The 18,705-nt window shown below is 73.7% G+C and carries 20 protein-coding genes and 1 pseudogene; 15 read left to right on the forward strand and 6 right to left on the reverse strand.

Annotation, left to right across the window (positions count from 1 at the left end; genetic code table 11):
• Positions 1 to 5 precede the first annotated feature (5 nt).
• The 7 genes from KW076_RS02755 (at position 6) to KW076_RS02785 (ending at position 6,277) form a co-directional block, all read left to right on the forward strand.
• Positions 6 to 617, forward strand: a complete 612-nt coding sequence (locus tag KW076_RS02755) for a hypothetical protein (RefSeq protein ID WP_224356139.1) — start codon at positions 6 to 8, stop codon at positions 615 to 617.
• A gap of 149 nt (positions 618 to 766) precedes the next feature.
• Positions 767 to 1,093 (forward strand): hypothetical protein, encoded by a 327-nt coding sequence (locus KW076_RS02760; RefSeq protein WP_224356140.1) that lies wholly within the window; start codon positions 767 to 769, stop codon positions 1,091 to 1,093.
• Between the two features lie 13 nt (positions 1,094 to 1,106).
• Entirely contained in the window at positions 1,107 to 1,853 is a 747-nt protein-coding gene (locus tag KW076_RS02765) for a hypothetical protein (protein WP_224356141.1), read from the forward strand.
• Complete coding sequence (locus KW076_RS02770; protein ID WP_224356142.1) at positions 1,850 to 2,905, forward strand: hypothetical protein; 1,056 nt, start codon at positions 1,850 to 1,852, stop codon at positions 2,903 to 2,905. The genes KW076_RS02765 and KW076_RS02770 overlap by 4 nt, the downstream gene beginning before the upstream one ends.
• Positions 2,902 to 3,588 carry an ABC transporter ATP-binding protein gene (locus KW076_RS02775; RefSeq protein ID WP_224356143.1) on the forward strand — a complete coding sequence of 229 codons (687 nt, stop codon included), beginning with the start codon at positions 2,902 to 2,904 and terminating at the stop codon, positions 3,586 to 3,588. Before KW076_RS02770 ends, KW076_RS02775 begins: the two co-directional genes overlap by 4 nt.
• Positions 3,589 to 3,604: 16 nt before the next feature.
• Positions 3,605 to 4,699: a permease gene (locus tag KW076_RS02780; RefSeq protein ID WP_224356866.1), complete on the forward strand. Its 1,095-nt coding sequence runs from the start codon at positions 3,605 to 3,607 to the stop codon at positions 4,697 to 4,699.
• A 63-nt stretch (positions 4,700 to 4,762) separates the two neighbouring features.
• Positions 4,763 to 6,277: a SulP family inorganic anion transporter gene (locus tag KW076_RS02785; RefSeq protein ID WP_224356144.1), complete on the forward strand. Its 1,515-nt coding sequence runs from the start codon at positions 4,763 to 4,765 to the stop codon at positions 6,275 to 6,277.
• 12 nt (positions 6,278 to 6,289) lie between these two features.
• Here KW076_RS02785 and KW076_RS02790 read toward each other — a convergent pair whose 3' ends face one another.
• The gene (locus KW076_RS02790; protein WP_224356145.1) at positions 6,290 to 6,844 is read right to left on the reverse strand and encodes a hypothetical protein; all 555 of its coding nucleotides are present in this window, start codon (positions 6,842 to 6,844) and stop codon (positions 6,290 to 6,292) included.
• Positions 6,845 to 6,975: 131 nt separating this feature from the next.
• Entirely contained in the window at positions 6,976 to 7,389 is a 414-nt protein-coding gene (locus KW076_RS02795; RefSeq protein WP_224356146.1) for a VOC family protein, read from the reverse strand.
• An 88-nt stretch (positions 7,390 to 7,477) separates the two neighbouring features.
• Between KW076_RS02795 and KW076_RS02800 the strand changes: the two genes are divergently transcribed.
• From KW076_RS02800 to KW076_RS02815, 4 genes are all read left to right on the forward strand, one after another.
• Complete coding sequence (locus tag KW076_RS02800; protein WP_224356147.1) at positions 7,478 to 8,452, forward strand: CPBP family intramembrane glutamic endopeptidase; 975 nt, start codon at positions 7,478 to 7,480, stop codon at positions 8,450 to 8,452.
• 1 nt (position 8,453) lies between these two features.
• Positions 8,454 to 9,821 carry an MATE family efflux transporter gene (locus KW076_RS02805; protein ID WP_224356148.1) on the forward strand — a complete coding sequence of 456 codons (1,368 nt, stop codon included), beginning with the start codon at positions 8,454 to 8,456 and terminating at the stop codon, positions 9,819 to 9,821.
• Between the two features lie 32 nt (positions 9,822 to 9,853).
• Positions 9,854 to 10,435 (forward strand): hypothetical protein, encoded by a 582-nt coding sequence (locus tag KW076_RS02810; RefSeq protein WP_224356149.1) that lies wholly within the window; start codon positions 9,854 to 9,856, stop codon positions 10,433 to 10,435.
• An 86-nt stretch (positions 10,436 to 10,521) separates the two neighbouring features.
• The gene (locus KW076_RS02815; protein WP_224356150.1) at positions 10,522 to 10,917 is read left to right on the forward strand and encodes a hypothetical protein; all 396 of its coding nucleotides are present in this window, start codon (positions 10,522 to 10,524) and stop codon (positions 10,915 to 10,917) included.
• Positions 10,918 to 11,106: 189 nt separating this feature from the next.
• On the opposite strand, the pseudogene KW076_RS12620 reads toward KW076_RS02815, so the two are convergent.
• The 3 genes and pseudogenes from KW076_RS12620 to KW076_RS02830 form a co-directional block, all read right to left on the reverse strand.
• Positions 11,107 to 11,424 (reverse strand): annotated as a pseudogene (locus KW076_RS12620) (L-lactate dehydrogenase); the annotation flags it as partial.
• A 63-nt stretch (positions 11,425 to 11,487) separates the two neighbouring features.
• Entirely contained in the window at positions 11,488 to 12,360 is an 873-nt protein-coding gene (locus KW076_RS02825) for a CGNR zinc finger domain-containing protein (protein WP_224356151.1), read from the reverse strand.
• A 359-nt stretch (positions 12,361 to 12,719) separates the two neighbouring features.
• Entirely contained in the window at positions 12,720 to 12,917 is a 198-nt protein-coding gene (locus KW076_RS02830) for a hypothetical protein (protein ID WP_224356867.1), read from the reverse strand.
• A 152-nt stretch (positions 12,918 to 13,069) separates the two neighbouring features.
• Here KW076_RS02830 and KW076_RS02840 point away from each other — a divergent pair, with 152 nt between their 5' ends.
• Together KW076_RS02840 and KW076_RS02845 are read left to right on the forward strand one after the other, a co-directional pair.
• Entirely contained in the window at positions 13,070 to 13,975 is a 906-nt protein-coding gene (locus tag KW076_RS02840; RefSeq protein ID WP_224356868.1) for a hypothetical protein, read from the forward strand.
• Positions 13,976 to 14,138: 163 nt separating this feature from the next.
• The gene (locus KW076_RS02845) at positions 14,139 to 15,797 is read left to right on the forward strand and encodes a thiamine pyrophosphate-dependent enzyme (RefSeq protein ID WP_224356152.1); all 1,659 of its coding nucleotides are present in this window, start codon (positions 14,139 to 14,141) and stop codon (positions 15,795 to 15,797) included.
• A 37-nt stretch (positions 15,798 to 15,834) separates the two neighbouring features.
• Here the strand turns inward: KW076_RS02845 and KW076_RS02850 are convergent, their stop codons facing one another.
• Positions 15,835 to 16,395: a GNAT family N-acetyltransferase gene (locus KW076_RS02850; protein WP_224356153.1), complete on the reverse strand. Its 561-nt coding sequence runs from the start codon at positions 16,393 to 16,395 to the stop codon at positions 15,835 to 15,837.
• Positions 16,396 to 16,690: 295 nt separating this feature from the next.
• On the opposite strand from KW076_RS02850, the gene KW076_RS02855 reads away from it, so the two are divergent.
• Entirely contained in the window at positions 16,691 to 17,128 is a 438-nt protein-coding gene (locus KW076_RS02855) for a DUF779 domain-containing protein (RefSeq protein ID WP_224356154.1), read from the forward strand.
• Positions 17,125 to 18,594: a helix-turn-helix domain-containing protein gene (locus KW076_RS02860; RefSeq protein ID WP_224356155.1), complete on the forward strand. Its 1,470-nt coding sequence runs from the start codon at positions 17,125 to 17,127 to the stop codon at positions 18,592 to 18,594. Before KW076_RS02855 ends, KW076_RS02860 begins: the two co-directional genes overlap by 4 nt.
• The last annotated feature ends 111 nt before the right edge of the window (positions 18,595 to 18,705 follow it).

An 18,705-nucleotide genomic window follows, 5' to 3' on the forward strand; every position in this document is an offset into this window, starting at 1 on the left:
GTCCGGTGACCCCGGTGCGGGGCGACGCCGGCACCCAGGCGTTGGCCGCCGTCGTCGCCGCGACGCGGGACCACCGCATGACGTTCCCCATCCAGGCGCGGGTGAGCCTCACGAGCCCGCACCAACCGGAGCCGGAGGTGTACGAGGTCCGGGCGCGCGGTGACGGCGGTTTCGCGGCCTGGTCTGCGCGGCACGATCTCTTCTACGACCCGCGCACGGGACAGGAGCGGCTGGTGGTCCACGCGTCACCAGGGCGGGAGGGCTTCACCCGGGAATGGGTGTGGCCGTGGTTGTCCCCGTCGCACCGGGTGCTGGCGATGTTCGCCCCCGCCGAGCTGGGGATCTGGGGCGGGAACCATGACCAGCACCGGGTGTGCGCGGCCCGCTGGCTGGGCGAGTGCGCCGTGCGGGTGGACCTGGTCCGCCGAGAGGAGCCGGCGGGGAGCGAGGCCACGGGGTATGCGGAGGTGGATCTCGGCAACGCCGTGGTCACGCGGATGCTCCTGGACGGCGAGGCCTACGTCCTGGAGGCGGCGCGCGTCGTCGACGACGGGGACGTGACCGGGCCGGTCGTCGGTCCGCACCTGCCGGGGTGGCCGCGCTCATTCGTCCCCTGAGATTGCGCATCCGTCACGCGCAGGACCCTCTTGACTCCCTGGTGGGGCACGTCTGTGGACCGACCGAGAATTCTCTGGACACAGGGCGAGCACCTTCATAGCGTGTGACATAGCTCACGACTGAGCGTGAACCATGAAGGAGGAGCGACATGGGTATGAAGCAGCGGATTTCTAAGGTCGGTGCCGACGTGGCCGTCGCTGGACTGTTGGCCGTCTCCGGTGCGGTGCCAGGGCAGGCGCTGACGGACTCCGGTCGGCAGGACTGCAGCGCAGGAGGTGGGTACGTGGGAGCACGAGGCGAACAGCAACGCTACGGGGACCGAATGTCATTCGATGTGGGTGGACGGACCACCAAGGTGGTGAACAGGTACACCTACGGCTTCGACTCAGGACTTCGCATGTCCCAGAACTGGCGGGTCAGCTCCGAATCGCTCCTCCTGTCGGGCACCTACGGCTACTGCTACTACCCGTACTGACTCGCCGGCACCGATGACTTCATTACGCATTCCTGCGACGGCCGCCCTGGTGGCGGCCGTCGCCCTGACCCTCACCGGCTGCGTCGGTCGGGAGTCTGCGGGCCTCGGCGGTTCATCCACGGTCGCCGCTCCCCCCACCGCGACGGCCGAGAAGACCTGGGACGCCTCGCAGTGGGTTCCCACCGAGAGGATCGAACCCCTCCTGACGACGGAAGCGGAGAAAGAGGCGGCCCAGCGAGAACAAGTGGAGCGCATGGCGCGGGAAGCTGGAACCCCGGAACTGCTTCAGGTGCGGCGTATGGATTGGTCGTCGACCACCCTGGAGTCGTCTCAGAAGATCGGCGAGTGCATGGCGGCCGCCGGATTTCCCGTGGAGGTCACCCCCACGGGTGGTCTTCGCTACCCGACTCCACCAGAATCGCAGAAGCGCGCGTGGAATCTCGCTGAGAACACCTGTGCGGTCAAGCACCCAGTGGACCCTGCCTATGCCCATGACTGGACGGAACCGCAGCTGCGCCTCGTCTACGACTACTGGGACCAGTACCTCATCCCTTGCCTCGAGGCCCAGGGCTTGCACGTGGACACGAGTTCCCGTCCATCCAAAGAATCCTTTGTGACCTCCTTCTTCACGCAGGACCGCCACGACTGGTGGCCCTTCAGTACCACCATGGTCGGAGTCTCGGAGGAACGGAAGGCCCATATCGCCCAGACCTGCCCGGAGCTGCCGCCACCGGACGTCTTCTGGGGAACGGCCCCATGACCCGCCCCGCCCGCTGGGCCGCCCTCGTCCTCGCGGTGGTGCTCGTCGCCGCCCTCGCCTTCTGGGCTGGCCGGGTCACGCTCACCCCGCCGGCCCAGGCCGAGCAGCGTCCATCCGAGGACGCCGTCGTCACCGTCGCCGAGCAAGAGCTCGGCCGTGTCATCACCCTCGGCGTGTCCGTGACCCGCGAGCAGGCGCCGGCCGCCGTGAACGCGCTGTCCGGCGTCGTCACCCGGGCCGGGCAGTCCGGTGAGGTGGCCGCCGGGGATGTGCTGTACGCCGTCGCGCAGAAGCCCGTGATCGCCGTGCAGGGTGAGCTGCCTCAGTGGCGGGCCCTCGGCGAGGGCGCCACCGGCAGCGATGTCACCGCGTTCCAGCGCATGCTCACCGCCACGGGGACGAAGGTGAAGGCCACCGGGACCTGGGACGAGGCCACCGCCACGGCCTGGAACGCCTGGCTCACCACACGGGGTTACCCGGCCGCGGACACCGTGGAGCTGGGCCAGCTCGTGGTGCTGGAGTCGCTCCCCACCGCGCTGAGCGTGGACGCGAAGGCCACGGCCGTCGGCGGGACGCTCGCCGGCGGCGAGACCATCGTCGCCCGCCCCGGTGATGAGCCCACGTTCGCCATCGAGGTCAACCAGGACCAGGCCGCCATGATCCCGGCCGGCACCGCGGTGACGGTGCCCCACGGCGAACACGAATGGAAGGCCGTCGCCGGCGAGTCCATCTCCGACGAGCAGGGCCTGATCCGCATCACCCTCACCGCCCCGGACGGCGGCGTGGTCTGCGGGGAGGACTGCGACACCCTGCCCGCCGACCCCACCACTTCCCTGCTCTCCCAGGTCAGCGTGGTCCCGCCCGTCTCCGGGCCCGTGGTCCCCGTGTCCGCCCTGCGCACCCAGCCAGACGGCGCCGCGACGGTCACGGTGGTCCGGGACGGCGCCGCGGAGGACCGCACCGTCACCGTCCTCGGCTCCGCCGACGGCCTCGCCGTCGTGGACGGCGTGGACGCCGGCGAGCAGGTGCGCGTGCTGAACGGCACCCGATGACGGGGCCCGCCACCCCGGGCACGCCCGCCGCCCCGGGCACGCCCGCCGCCCTCGCCGTCGAGGACCTGCGCTTCGCCTACACCCGCGCCGCCGAGGAGCTGTTCGACGGCCTCACCCACGCGTTCACGCCGGGCGGCGTCACCGCCCTCACCGGACCCTCCGGGCGCGGCAAGTCCACCCTCCTGTACGTGCTCGGGCTCATGCTCACGCCCACCTCCGGAGTGGTGCGCCTCGGTGACGTCGACGCCTCCACCCGCCCGGACCGGGAGCGCTCCCGCCTGCGCGCCACCTCCGTGGGATTCGTGTTCCAGGACTCGGAGCTGGACCCGTCCCGCCCCATCCTGGACTCCGTGGTGGAGCCCGGCCTCTACGCCGGGCTGGAGCGCCAGACGCTCGAGGACCGGGCACGGGCGCTGCTCGAGCGCTTCGGCCTCGCCCACCGCGCCGACCACCGGCCCGGGCAGGTCTCCGGCGGGCAGGCGCAGCGGGTGGCCGTGTGCCGCGCCCTCGTGAACGCGCCCGCCGTCGTCCTCGCGGACGAGCCCACGGGCAACCTCGACCCGGACAACGCCGGCCTCGTCATGGACGCCCTCGCCGATGCCGCCGCCGAGGGGCGCACCGTGGTGGTCGCCACCCACGACCCCGCCGTCGTCGCCCGCGCCGACGAGGTGGTGCGGCTGTGAACCGGGAGGACCGCCCATGAACCTGCGCACCCTGCTGCGTGAAGCCGTCACCGCCGCACGCACCTCTCCCGTGCCCTCCGCCCTCGTGCTGCTCGTGGTGGCCGCCATGTGCTTCGCCGCCGTGGCCACCGTGGGCAGGCAGGCCGCCACCGAGGCGGCCGTCGCCGCAGAGCTCTCCGGCCCCGGCGCCCGCGTGCTCACCGTCACCGACACCGGCGGCACCGGTTTCCTCACCGGCGCCACCGCGGCCACCCTCGCCGGACTCGACACCGCCGAGGCCGCCCTCGCCCGGGACTCGCCCATGGACGCCGTGAACACCTGGATCGGCCGGGGCGGCGCCCGCGTGGCCGTGACGAACGTGGTCGGCACCCTGGACCGTGGCATCGAGCTGACCCGCGGCCGCCTGCCCGCCCCCGGCGAGGTGGTGGTCCCCGAGGCCAAGCTCGCCGAGCTCGGCCTCGCCCAGCCCTCCGGAGCGATCGAGGCCACGGACGGCCGCCAGTGGGCCGTCGTCGGGGCGTTCCAGGCCCAGGACCCCTTCCAGGACCTCGACGGCTACGCCCTCACCGTCCCCGCCGCCCCGGACGCCCTCGTGATGCAGCAGGTCCGCGTCCTCGCCGCCGACACCGCCGGCACCCGCGCCATGCAGGAGGCCGCGCTCGCCGTGATCGACCCCGACCCGCGCGCCTCCTCCATCCAGACCGCCCGTGCCCTCTCCGCCGGCAACCAGGTGATCACCGGCGAGCTCGCCGGGCTCGGACGCTCCCTGTTGCTGCTGATCCTCGGAGCCGGCGCGTTCTTCGTGTCCATCGTGGTGCTCGCCGACGTCCTCATCCGCCGCCGCGACCTCGGCCGCCGCCGCACCCTCGGCATCGGCCGCGGAGACCTGATCCTGCTCGTGGCCGTGCGCACCGCCGTGCCTGCGCTGCTGGGCGCCGTGCTGGGCTCCGGAGCCGGGTACGCCGTCGTCGCCGGCCAGGGCGGGACGCTGGGGGTGGACTTCGTGGCGGCGGTGGCCGTGCTGGCCGCCCTCACCGCGCTGCTGGCCAGCCTCGCCCCGGCGGCGTTCGCCGCGTTCCGCGACCCCGTGCGGGTGATGCGGACGGCGTGAGGGGTGGCGGGCGGGCCCGCTCACCGGCGGGCACCCCGCCCGCGCACCGCTACCCTCGGGAGCATGCCCGCCTCACCCGCCGCGCCCCCGCCTGCCCTCACGCCGCTCCAGCGGCAGTCGGTGCTGCGCACCCTGCGCACCCCGCGGTGGCTGGGCACCGAGGTGCTGGCCGCAGTCGTGGTGGCGCTCGCCCTGATCCCGGAGGCCATCGCGTTCTCGATCATCGCGGGCGTGGATCCGCGCGTCGGGCTGTTCGCGTCCTTCACCATGGCCGTCACCACCGCGGTCGTGGGCGGTCGCCCCGCCATGATCTCCGCGGCCACGGGCGCCGTCGCCCTGGTGGTGGCCCCGCTGTCCCACGCGCACGGGCTGGACCACCTCATCGCGGCGATCATCCTCGGCGGGCTGATCCAGGTGGCGCTCGGGCTGCTCGGCGTGGCCCGACTCATACGGTTCATCCCGCGCTCGGTGATGGTGGGATTCGTGAACGCGCTGGCCATCCTCGTGTTCACCTCCCAGCTCCCGGAGCTGATCGGCGTCCCGTGGCTCGTGTACCCGCTCACCGCGCTCGCGCTGGGCATCGTGCTGCTGCTGCCGCGCCTGACCACGGCGGTGCCGTCCACGCTCGTGGCGATCGTCGTCGTGACGGCCCTCGTGATGGCCGCCGGCTGGTCCGTGCCGCGCGTGGGGGACCGGGGCGAGCTGCCGGACGCCCTGCCCGGCCTGTTCGTGCCGGACGTGCCGCTGACCTGGGAGACGCTGCGGCTGATCCTGCCGTTCAGCGTGGGCATGGCCGTGGTGGGGCTGCTCGAGTCCCTGCTCACGGCCAAGCTCGTGGACGACGTCACGGACACCCGCTCGGACAAGACCCGCGAGTCCTGGGGGCAGGGCGTGGCGAACATCGTCTCCGGCTTGTTCGGCGGCATGGGTGGCTGTGCAGTGGTGGGCCAGACCATGATGAACGTGAAGGCCAACGGCGCCCGCACCCGCATCTCCACGTTCCTGGCCGGCGTGCTCCTGCTGGTGCTCGTGGTGGCGCTCGGGGACCTCGTGGGGCAGATCCCCATGGCCGCGCTCGTGGGCGTGATGGTGTTCGTGGCCGGCGCCGCCTTCGACTGGCACTCCGTGCGCCCCGCCACCCTGCGCGCCATGCCCCGCTCCGAGACGGCCGTGATGCTCCTGACCGTGCTCGCCACCGTGGTCACCCACAACCTGGCGATCGGCGTGGGCGTCGGCGTGCTCACCGCGATGGTGCTGTTCGCGCAGCGGGTCTCGCGGCTCGCGCGCGTGGAGCGCGTGGTGACGGACGACAACGGCGGCACCGCCGTCTACCGCGTGCACGGCGAGCTGTTCTTCGCCTCCTCCAACGACCTCTACTCGCAGTTCGAGTACGCGCTGGACCCGCCGCGCGTCGTGATCGACCTGAGCGCGGCCCACGTGTGGGACGCCTCCACGGTGGCGGCGCTGGACGCCGTGGTGACGAAGTACGCGCAGCACGGGATCGCCGCCGAGGTGACGGGGCTGAACGAGGCCAGCGCCGCCATGCACGCCCGGCTCACCGGGCGCACGGGGGCCTGAGGGGCGGGCGCCTCAGGCGCCGCGCCGCGCGTCGACGGCGAGGAAGGCCAGCATGGCCGCGCCCGCCAGCACCGCCGCCACCGCGCCCGCCGGGGCCCCGACCACGGCCGCCGCGATCACCCCCGCCAGTCCGATCGCCGTCAGCGACCCGCCCAGCCACGCGAACACGCGCGCCCCGAACGCGGAGGCGAACGGGATGAAGTGCAGCCCCACCGCCATCACGACGACGGCGGGCTGGGCCGCCTCGATGCCCAGCGCCCGCACCAGGTGGGGCGAGGCGATGATCAGCGCGACCATGCCGAGCACGCTGAGCCCGTAGATGGGGCCGGCGTGGCGGGAGGGGGCGCCGACGTCGCGCAGGCGCCGCGGGGCGAGGAAGACCGCCCAGGCCGCCGCGGCGAGCAGCGCGATCCAGGCGACGAGCGTGACGGTCGGCCAGGGGAAGGGCAACTCGGGGCGGCTGAGCAGCATGAACAGGCTGCCGCCGACCATGCCGACGACCGCCCCGAGGACGGCCGGGTGCATCGGATGCGCGATGCCGCGTGCGTGTGTGGAGTCCCGTTCCATGCGGCCAGTATGCCGGGAGTGCGGGTGCGCGGGTACGGGTGTGAGCGGGGGCGCCTGGAGGCTCCCGTTTCCCGCACGAAAGTGCCCGGGGAGGCTCCCGTTTCCCGCACGAAAGTGCCGGGGGCCCGGCCTCAGGCGGCCATGAACTCCCACTGGTGGCCGTCCGGGTCGACCACCTGACGGGAGTGCACGCCGGTGGCGGTCATGTCCTCCTGCAGTTCGTCCGGGAGGGGCACCTCGGAGCCCCCGGCCTCGACGGCGGCGCGCACGAGCGCGTCCACGGCGCCCCGGTCCGGGGCGGTGAGCTGGAGGAGGACGGAGTTGGTGGTGAGGCAGTCGGCGATCTCACGGTCGCCGATGAAGTCGGTGTAGAAGCCGGGGCTGAGGTACATGGCGAAGGTGGACTCGGTGAGCTGCACGCACACCGAGTTCTCGTCCGAGAAGTCCTCGTCGATGTCCGCCCCCATGGACGTCCAGAACTCGCGGATGCGCTCCGTGTCCGTGGAGGGCAGGTTGATGTACACCGGCTGGGAGAACAGGGCCATGACCAGCACGGTAGACCAGCGGGTCCGCACGGGGCCAACCGCGCCGCCCGGCCGGTGGCGTGGCCGGGGCCGTTGGTAGCGTGGCGGCATGAGCGTTCCTCCTCCCGGCCCGCACGACGCCGGCGCCCTCCCCCCGCCCGGATCCACGGCCCCCACGTCGGCCGCCGGAGAGGCTCCCGAGGGCTGGCCGCCTGCCGGGTGGCCGGGCCGTGCGTCCGCCGGAGGGGCGCCGCAGGGCTGGCCGCCCTCGGGCTGGCCGGGACGCACCGCCTCCGCGCGGACCGCGCCCAGCTGGGAGCCGGGCCGCCTGCACTGGGGGGACGCCGCCGTCGTCGTCCTCTACGTGCTGATGATGGTGGTGGGCCTCGGATACCTGCTGGCGGTGCTGCTGGGCCTGGCGCCGCGCGACCCCGCCGCGATGGACGTGATGGACGGGTTCCGGGTGAACCTGGTCAGCTACGCGGTGCTGGTGGTGGCCGTGCTGGCGGTCTCGTGGCGGCCGCTGGTGGCCTCGCTGCGCGTGTTCGCCACGCACACCTGGCTGAAGATCCTGCTGCTGCCGGCCCTGTGGCTGGTCACCGTCCTGGTCAACGCGCTGCTGCTCTCCCTCATCGGGCAGGCGCAGACCAGCGCCAACCAGGCCGCGCTGGAGGAGATGACCACCCAGGCGCCCGCGCTGGGCATGGTGCTGATGACGGTGGTCGGCGCGCCGATCGTCGAGGAGTACCTCTTCCGTCACCTGCTGGTGGGCAAGCTCTCCCGCTGGATCAACGTGTGGGTGTGCGCCGCGATCTCCGTGGCCGCGTTCACGCTGCTGCACTTCCTGGGCACGGGCGGGGACTTCCAGTGGGTGGAGACCGTTCCGTACCTGACGCTCGCGGTGACCATCACCGTGACCTACGTGCTGATCGGCAGGTCCTTCGGGTACGCGGTGCTGCTGCACATGGTGAACAACGGCATCGCGATCGCCATGCTGTACCTGGTGGCCCCGCTGCTGCCCTCCGCCCCGGCGCCCGTGGGCCCGGGCGCGCTGCTCTCCCCGCTGCTGGCCCTGCTCGGCTGACGTGCCCTCCCGCCCCCCTCACGACGACGCCGCCCCGGCCCCGGAGGACCGCCGCGCCCTGGCCCGGCAGGTCCTCGGCCTGGCGGTGCCCGCGTTCGGGGCGCTGATCGCCGAGCCGCTGTTCCTGCTGGCGGACACGGCGATCGTCGGGCACCTCGGCACGGCCCAGCTGGCCGGCGTCGGCGTGGGGACCACGGTGCTGCACACCGTGACCGGGCTGCTGGTGTTCCTGGCCTACGCCACCACGCCCGCGGTGGCGCGCATGGTGGGCGCCGGGAACCCGGCCGGCGCCCTGGACCGCGGCCGGGACGGCATGTGGCTGGGGCTGATGCTGGGCTTCGTGCTGGGCGCGGCCGGTTGGCTGGCCGCCCCGTGGCTGACCGGTGCGCTCGGCGCCGCGGGGGAGGTTCATTCCCACGCCACGGAGTACCTGCGCTGGTCCATGCCGGGGCTGCCCGCGCTGCTGGCCGTGCTCGCCGCCACCGGCGTGCTGCGCGGCCTGCAGGACACGGTGACGCCGCTGGTGGTGGCCGGTGGCGGGTTCGCGGTGAACATCGGGCTGAACTGGGCGCTCGTCTACGGGGCCGGGCTGGGGGTGGCGGGCTCAGCGATCGGCACCGCGGCCGTGCAGTGGGCCATGCTCGCCGTGTACCTGGCGGTGCTGGCGCCACGGTTCCGGGCGGCCGGCACCCGGCCGGGACCTCGGGCGGACGGGCTGCGGGCCACCGCGCAGGTCGGCTCCTGGCTGATGCTGCGCACCGCGAGCCTGCGGGCGGCCATCCTCATCACCGTGGCCGCGGCGACCGGCCTGGGGGACGTCACCCTGGCCGCGCACCAGCTGGTGTTCACGCTGTACTCCACGCTCGCGTTCGCCCTCGACGCCCTCGCCATCGCCGCGCAGGCGCTCATCGGCGCGGAGCTCGGCGCGTCCCGCCCGCGCACGGCCCGGCGCCTGACGGACCTCATGGTGCGCTGGGGGCTGGGCTTCGGTGTCGTCACAGGGGCGGGCCTGGCCGCCGCCGCGTGGGCGCTGCCCCCGCTGTTCACCCCGGACCCGGGCGTGCACGCCGCCGCGACCGCAGGGCTGCTGGTCCTCGCGCTCAGCCAGCCGGTGGCCGGGTACGTGTTCGTGCTGGACGGGGTGCTGATCGGCGCCGGCGATGCGCGGTACCTGGCGCTGGCCGGCGTCGTGAACCTGGCCGTCTACGCGCCGGTGCTGTGGGGGCTGGCACGGCTCGCGGCAGGTGGGGCCGACGCCGGGGCGCAGGTCGCGCTGCTGTGGCTCGGGTTCGCCGGGGTGTACCTGGGGATGCGCGCGGCGACCCTCGGCCTGCGCGCCCGCCGGGACGCCTGGATGCGCCTGGGCTGAGCCCCGCCGGGGCCGCTCCGTAGACTGGGGCGGTGACTTCCCCGCAGACCCCCCTCGAGATCTCGTCCGAGGTGTTCAAGCCCGTCCTCATCCGCGCCGGCGTCGCGCTGATCTTCGGCCTGACCACCGTGTTCGTGCAGAACCCGGGGCTGACCTGGATGAAGGTGGCCTTCGCGCTGTACCTCGTGTTCTCCGGGTCCGCCCTCTGGGAGTACCTGCGCCGCGATCCGGTCCCCGTGGGCATGCGCTCCCCGCTGTCCCTGGCCGCCGCCGCGTGGATGCTCGGCACGGTGGTGCTGGTGATCATGGGGTCCCCGGCCGCCGTGGGGATCGTGGTGGGCCTGGCCCTGCTGGCCGGCGGCGCCGCCGAGCTCACGGCGTGGGCGCGGTTCCGCCGCGAGTTCATCCCCGCCCGAGACCAGCTGTGGACCGGCCTGGTCGGCGCGCTCTCCGGTCTCGGCGTCCTCGTCGGCGCGGTGCAGGGCTTCGGCCCGCACGCGCTGCTGGGCATCGCCGGCGGCGGGGCGATCATCGTGGGCGTTCTCATGCTGATCTCCGGCCTCGGTTTCCACCACGAGGTCCGCCGCGACCGGGGCACTGCCAAGGGCCTCTGAGCGTCGTGCGGCGTAGACTGGGTCCGCCCGACCGGCGGTCCGACCACCGCCTGCGTCCCCCGCCGTCCATCCGTAGGAGCCCCGCCGTGAGCGCTCAGTCCCCCCGTCCGTCCGACGACCGCACCCGTCCCGGTGCCGGCCGACCGGCTCGCGGCGGCCTGCGCACCACCGTGAAGGGCCCGCTGGTGTTCTCCGCGGTGCTCGGCCTCGTCGGCGGCGTCGTGGCCGCGCTGACCGCCTCCGGCGGCACCGCCAACCCCCTGCGCATCGACATCGGCCTGATCGCGTTCGGCGTGTTCTTCATGACCTCGCTGGTGGTGGTGGCCATGCTGCAGCTGGCCTCCCGCGAGAACCCGGACCACCTTTCCCGGGGCTCCGGCGTGAACCGCTCCTCCGAGGAGACCTTCCAGCGCCGGGCCGCCGAGCGCCGGGCCAAGGCCGCCGCCGAGCGCCGCGCCGCCCAGGGCGACGCCGGCCGCTGACCCGTCCGCGCCGCCGGTCGACGGGGCGCCCCGGCCCCGGGCCGTCAGCACCCGACCTTCGCGGCCACCTGGCGCAGCGCGCGGGCGGAGGCCTGCAGGCGGGCGATCTCCGAGGAGTCCAGCCCCGGGGGGCACCACCCGTTGCACTCCGGTCGGTCCCACCACGGAGGGCATCGAGAGCGCAACGTCCTCGAGCCCTCGCGTCCCCTGCATCACCGTCGAGACGGACAGGATGGCGTGCTGGTCCCGCAGCACGACCCCGAGCAGGCGCGTCGTGGCCACGCCCACGGCGTAGTTCGTGGAGCCCTTGCCCTGGATCACCTCGTAGGCGGCGTGCATGACCTGGTGGGCGATCGCGTCGAGCTGCTCCCGGGTGAACACGGGCTGGGCCGCCTCCGGCCAGGACAGCAGGGGCACGGAGCCGATCCGGGCGGAGCTCCACGCGGAAAGCCCGGTGATGCGCCGGGCGACGGGCGTGAGCACGTCCACGGGGTTGGTCACCGGCACGAGCAGCGCCTCGGGGCGGGTGTCAGCGGGCCCGGAGCCGCGGGGCGGGGACCCGTGCCGGGCTCAGTCCTTCGCGGCCTTCTTCTTGTGCTTCTCGGACTTCTTGGACTTCTCCCTCTTGCCCTTCTTCCCCTCGGCGGCGGCCTCCGACTCCTTCTCCGCCTTCTTCTTCGCGGCCCTCCTGGCCTTCTTCTCGGACTTGGACTTCTTGTCCTTGGTGGAGTCCTTCTTCACAGGCTCCTGCACTGCGGACTCGACACCCTCCGCGGCCTCGATCGCCTCGAGGTCCGTCGCGTCCTGGGGATCTGCCTCCGGGGCGACCTCCGGCAGGGGTGCGGCGTCGGCGGCCTCGACGTCGGCCTGGGTGTCCTCCGCCTCGGCGAGGCGGGCGCGGTAGCTGCGCACGTGGGTGCGGTTGGCGCAGTTGGCGGCGTCGCAGAAGCGCTTGGAGCGGTTGCGGCTGGCGTCGACGAGCGTGTTCTCGCAGTCCTCGCCGGCGCAGACCCGCAGGCGGGTGAGCTCGCCCTCGAGGGCGGCCTCGGTCAGGGCCAGGGCCGCCATGGCGGTGAGGCGCTCCACGGCGTCGGCGGGCACCTGGGCGGGGGCGAGGTCGGCGGATCCGTCGGACACCTCGAGGCGCAGGGGGCCGGTCTCGGCGAGCAGCTCGTTCACCGCGGCGACGGCGGCGGGCACGTCCTCGGCGTCCGCGGCGGCCCACAGCTCGGTCAGGCGGGCGCGCAGCTCGTGGGCGCGGGTGCGGGCCGCGGCGGCCACGCGCAGCCGGGACTCGCCCTCCTGCAGCTCGGGGACCAGCGCCGGCAGCTGCGTGCCGGCGGTGAGCCGCTCCTCCGCCTCCTGACCGCCGCGCACACCCGGCGCGGTGTTGAGGAACGCGGAGATCGAGGCCAGGCGGGCGAGGGTGTGGGGGGAGAGCATGGCCCCAGGGTACGGGGCGGCCCTGCCTCAGACCCGGGTATGAGGTCAGATGGACAAGAGTACTGACTTCATGCGTACCCCTTCACGTGGCACGCCCCCCGCACGATCATGGCGACCGCGAGCGGACACCTCCGATCGGGTCATCACCCACCCTCGCGCCGATCGGCGCCCTTCTCCCGAGGGAGAGCCATGTCCATGTCGAAGAGGATCTTCGCCGGTGACCTCATCGCCGGTGCCCTCGGCGCGGGTGCCGCACCTGCATCCGCTGCGCTCTCCGAGTGTCCGTCCGGCAAGGTGCGCCTCGTCACGGACGCCTATGACGGCGGCTCGTGCTACGCCATGAACTCGTGCACCGACAACTACGACGTCGGCGGCTGGTTCAACGACCGGGCCTCGTCCTGGCGCACCACCGGCGGCTGCTGGTCCGGCGTCGAGCCCATCCCCGCCTCGAACTCTGACAGAAGGACCGCCGTGCCCACCCCTGCCATCGACGCCCGTGGTGTCAGCCTGCGTTTCGTCAGCGGCCCCGAGGTGGTGACGGCGTTGGAGGGGGTCACGGTCCCCTTCCGGCACGGTGAGCTCGTGGCGGTCATGGGGGTCTCCGGCTCCGGCAAGACGTCCCTGCTGAACGTCGTCGCCGGGCTGGAGGCTCCCGACCAGGTCCCGCCACGGGGTCGGGGCCACTCCCACGGGCCTGCTGCGGTCGCGGTTGATCACCTCGGCGGGAGGCACCTGGCTGGCCCTGCTGCTGTGCGGGCTGCAGGCCGTCCTCACCACGGGAACTGTCACACTGGTGACCAGCGGTGTGCAGACATTCACTGCATCCCTCGTGTCTGCGGTGCCCGCAGACCAGGCCCAGCTGGCCGTGCTCAACATCGACGACGCCGGCGTGTCCACCAGGCTCGCCCAGGAGGTCCGGCGAGAGATCGACGCTCCGGAAGACTTCGGCTACCGCCAGGTGGAGGCACCGACCTCCGCCCAGGACGGGCCCGTCGTCGTCGTGGAGACACCGCGCCAAGCGGCGGACGTCCTGGGGTTGCGGAAGCTCGACCCCCAGGCCGAGGAGGGGCTGCGGCAGGGGGGTGCACTCCGCGCGCTTCAAGCGCCCGAGGGCGAGCTCTCCGTGGTGGACCCGCACGCGGCGGATCCGACGAGGGTTTCTGCGAGGCTGGCCACATTCCCGGTCATCGTCGTCGAAGGAGCGCAGGGTTCGCTGGCACAGGGCGGCGCCGTGATCCTCGCCTCGACCGCGGCGAGGCTGCCGGCCCCGGTGTCGCGTGAGGTCGCGCATGTGTTCCCACGTCTGACTCCTGAGCAGCAGGCGCTGGCCGCGCGGCTGCCCCAGGAGCTCCACGTCAATCCGGACTGGATGGACCTGCCGAAGCCGCCGGACACGATGCCGATCCCGCCCGCCGTCACGTGTGGTGCGGCGGTGCTGTCCGCCGTCGACAGCGCGCTGGGCGTGCTGACGGTGACGGCGCTGCAAGGGGTTCCCCTGGACCTTCACGTCCCCTGGACGCTGGTGGGCATCATGGCCGGCGGCACGGTCCTCGCCTTCGTCGGTGCCCTGTGGCTGGCCCTGCGGAACCTCTCGGTGCGCGAGCGCATGGAGTGAGGCATGCCCCGACCGAACCGCAGTCACTGACTGAGACAGTCTGCTGTGGCGTCGCTCACGTCGGCTAGCCTGACCGGGAATCCCGGGCGACCACCCCGTTGTCGGCGGGATGCAGCCAGAAGGGGCGCCGGTGCGCTCCCACACCCACAACCAGGAGTCCCCCATGTCGCAGAACTCCGAGGCGCCGGGCCGCCTCTCGGCAGGCCACCTCATCGTCAAGACGCTCGAGTCCCACGGTGTGCGGCGCGTGTACTCGGTGCCCGGTGAGTCCTACCTGGACGTCCTGGACGGGCTGCACGACTCCGCGCAGATCGAGAACGTCGTCTGCCGCCACGAGGGCGGCGCCACCTACATGGCCGAGGCCGACGGCAAGATGAACGAGGTCCCCGGCATCGCGATGGTGACCCGCGGCCCCGGCGCCGCGAACGCCCACGTGGGCCTGCACACCGCGTGGCAGGACTCCACCGCGATGGTCCTGTTCGTTGGCCTGATCCCGTTCGAGCACCGCGACCGCGAGGCCTTCCAGGAGTTCGACCCGCACGCGTGGTTCGACTCCGGCGCCAAGCGCGTGATGGTCCTGGACCACCCGGAGCGCGCCTCCGAGATCGTGGCCGAGGCCATGTTCGCCGCCGCGTCCGGCCGCCCGGGCCCCGTCGTCGTCGGCCTGCCGGAGGACATCATCCGCGTGGAGGTGGACGCGCACCTGCACCCGCAGATCCCCGTGGCCCCCGGCGGCATGACCGTGGAGGACTGGAAGTCCCTGCACGCCGCGCTCAAGGAGTCCCAGAAGCCCCTGTTCATCACCGGCGGCAACGACTGGACCGACGCCGGCGCCGAGGCGCTGACCTCCTGGCTCGAGGACCACAAGATCCCCGCCGCGGCCGAGTGGCGCTGCGAGGGCACCGTGCCGTTCTCCTCCCCGTCCTACGTGGGGCCCATCGGCTACGGCCGCCCCGACTTCACGCAGCACCTGCTGGAGGAGACGGACCTGATCGTGTTCGTCGGGACCGTGCCGGGCGACGTCGTCACCGACGGCTTCACCATCCGCCAGAACTGGGACAAGAAGAACTTCCTGGTCACCATCGACCCGTCCCTGCGCGGCCGCTCCGGCCCCGTCTCCCACCAGATCGTGGCGAAGCCGGACGTGTTCGTGCGCGACCTGGTCCGCATGGACCTCGCCGTGAAGCCGGAGTGGGAGGCGTGGACCTCCCGCCTGCGCGGCCAGCAGGAGGAGTTCGCGGCGCTGCCCGCCGCCGAACCGGGTGACGGCCAGGCGAAGATGGCCACCCTCATGGCCACCCTCATGCCGAAGCTGCCGAAGGACTCGATGATCTCCCTCGGCGCCGGCGAGCACACCAACTGGGCCCACCGCTACTTCCCCACCGAGGGCTACCGCGCCATGATCTCGGCCCGCAACGGCTCCATGGGCTACTCGGTGCCGGGCGCCGTGGCCGCGTCGCTGAACTTCCCGGACCGCACCGTGGTGACCATCGCCGGCGACGGCGAGTTCCTCATGAACGGCCAGGAGCTGGCGACCGCCGCGCAGTACGGCGCCACGCCCCTCGTGATCGTCATGGACAACCAGGAGTACGGCACCATCCGCACCCATCAGGAGCGCGAGTACCCCGAGCGCGTCTCCGGCACCCAGCTGAAGAACCCCGACTTCGCCGCCATGGCCGAGGCGTTCGGCGGCTTCGGGGTGCGCGTGGAGCAGGACGCGGACGTGCCGGCGGCCGTGGACGCGGCGCTCAAGGCCGTCCAGGAGGAGGGCCGGTTCGCGCTCATCCACCTGATCGTGGAGCAGCGCGTCAAGGCCTACTGAGGCCGGCGGCGCGGCGCGGTCCGCGCCGCCCCTCCGGTCAGGCCGCCGTCGTGGGGACGTCGAAGCGCAGCTTGGGCACCGGGAAGGGCGCACCGTCGAGGCCCGCCTCGACCCGGTCCCGCAGCACGCCCCCGCACGCACGGATCGTGGCCACGGAGGCCGTGTTCGTCTCGTCGCACGTGAGCAGGGCGGTGGACACCCCGTGCGCGGCCAGCAGCGTCAGCGCGCCGCGCAGCAGGCGGACGGCGTGCCCCCGCCGCCGGAACGCGGGGCGCACCGCGTAGCCCACGTGCCCGTTGACGTGCCGCAGCGCCTCGTTCAGCTCCCACCGCACGGACACCCGGCCCACCAGCTCGCCGTTCTCGTCCACGCCCACGTAGAAGGACGCGGGCACCCGGCCGGGTTCGACGTCGCCGCGCGCCTCGGCGGCGAACGCGCGGCGGATCGCGGGGAAGGAGCGGGTGCCGGCCATCAGGAAGTCGAACCCCTCCCGATGCAGCTCGGCGTCCGCTTCGCGCGCCGCGATCTCGTCCGCGGCGCGCAGTGGGCGCAACAGGAGGCCGTCCACGGTGACGGTGGGGCTGGGGTCCGGGAGCATGCGCCGAGTGTACGAGGGTGGACGCCGGGCGTGGCCGCGTGAGCCGCCCGCCGCCCCAGCCCTCCTCCCCTCCCCACCCCCGCGCCGTGAGCCAGACGTTTCGGTCGTGACCAGTCCCTGATTGCAGCCGAAACGTCTGGCTCGCGGCGACGTACGTAGCCCAGCGCGCGACCCAGCCCACGGCACAGCTCACGGTGCGCCCGCCAGGCCTCCCCCGACGCCAGCTGGGGTGACGTGGATCACGTTCGAGGCTAGGGTGTGGGGACCGACGATCGCCCATCCCCAGGAGGTCGCGATGACCGTGTCGTCCTCGTCGGCGGAGCACGCGCCCGCGCTCGAGGCTCGCCCCGAGCTGCCGGGCGAGACCGTGTCCCGCGTCGCCATGACGCCCGCGGCGCTCGCGCTGATCCGCCGACTCCTCCCGATCCATGGCCCGCTCATGTTCCACCAGTCCGGCGGCTGCTGCGACGGCTCCGCGCCCATGTGCTATCCCGCCGGCGACTTCACGACCGGCGCCGCCGACGTCCGGCTGGGCACCTTCGTGGTGCCGGCCGAGGGGGACCAGGCCGCCGTGGAGATCCCGTTCTGGATGTCCGCCGCCCAGTTCGAGTACTGGAAGCACACCCACCTCACCCTGGACGTGGTGGACGGGCGCGGCTCCGGCTTCTCCGTCGAGGCGCCCGAGGGCAAGCGGTTCCTGATCCGCTCGCGGTTGATGGCCGGCTCGGGATGAGCTCGACCCTCGCCACCGGCGCCTACCGGCGTGCCGTGGACCGGGCCCACGAGTCCCTTGCCGCGGTCCGCCTGTCGCTCGCACCGTCGTCGCCCACCGCTCCGACCGGCGCGGACCAGGGCCTGCGCGCCGCCCTCCAGGGGCTGCGCCGGGAGGTCCGCGAGTCCTGGCTGCGCTCCCTCGGCGTCCTCACCCCCGCGGGGTCGGCCCTCGACGCGGGGGCGTCCGCGACCGCGCCCGCGGTGCCCGGCCAGACCGACCCGGCCACCCTCTCCGACGACGACCTCGCCGCCGCCCGCCGCGAGCAGCGCCTCGCGGTGGCCCTGCCGGTGGTCCGCCGCATGCTCATCCAGCCCGCGGCCGAGGCCGGGATGCTCGCCGCGATCGGCAACGCGCGCGGCCACCTGCTGTGGGTCGAGGGCGACCGGACCGCGGTGCGCCACGCCGAGGCCTTGGGCTTCGTGGCCGGCGCCGACTGGTCCGAGGCGTCGATGGGCACCTCCGCCCCCGGCATCGTCCTCGCGACCGGCGCCCCCACGCAGGTCAGCCGCGGCGAGCACCTGAGCCCGCGCGTGCACCCGTGGAGCTGTTCGGCCGTCCCGCTCACGGACCCGGCCACCGGGCGGCTCGTCGGGGTCCTGGACCTCACGGGCGGCGAGGACGCCGTCAGCCACCTCGCCCTGCCGCTGCTCCAGACCACCGTGGACGCCGTGCACGCCGCCTGGCGGGACCTGCCCGCCCCGTCCCGGGGCCGTTCCCGCGGCACCGTCCCGACGCCGGGCCCCTCGGCCCCGCCGTCCGTCTCGCCGGGGCCGAGCCCCGCCGCTGCGCCGCACCGTCACGACGCCGCCGCGGGCCTGCTGCGCGTCACCGGCCACCTGCCGCCCACCCTGGACGGGGTCGAGCTCACCGGCCGGCACGCCGAGATCCTCACCCTCCTCGCGTGGCACGGCCCGGGCCTGACCGGCGCCGAGCTCGAGGTCGCGCTGTATCCGGAGGAGACGGTCGGGCCCCGGTCCGCGCCGGGCGACGCCCCCGCCCGCGCCATCTCGCTGCGCGCCGAGGTGCATCGGCTCCGCCGGGCGCTGCGGGACGTGGGGGCGCGGGTGGAGCTGCTGTCCCGGCCGTACCGGCTCGTGGGGGCGGTGCACGCGGACCTGCTGTGCGCGCGGGAGGCGCTGCGCGCCGGGGATCTGGACCGTGCGCTGCACGCGGCGGCCGGGCCGGTGCTGCCGCGGTCGGCGTCCCCCGGCGTCGCCTCGATCCGCGCGGAGCTGGGGGAGGCGCTGCGCGAGGCCGTCGCCCAGGACGCGGATGTCGAACAGCTCTGGGCCTACCTGGGCCGCCCCGAGGCCCGCGACGACGTCGAGCTCTGGGGCGCCGCCCTGCGTCTGCTGCCGGCGGACTCGCCGCGGCGCGCGCTCGCCGTGGCCACCCTCGAGCGGATCGAGCGGGACCTGACCTGACCCGGCCCGCCCCTCGCCGGCACTCGGCTGCAACCTTCGTGCAACCTCCTTGTGACTAGCGTCACATCCACGGCAGGGCGCCGCCCGGCGCCGAGGCAACCGCAGGCAAAG

The organism is Micrococcus porci (assembly GCF_020097155.1).
Lineage (GTDB): Bacteria > Actinomycetota > Actinomycetes > Actinomycetales > Micrococcaceae > Micrococcus > Micrococcus porci.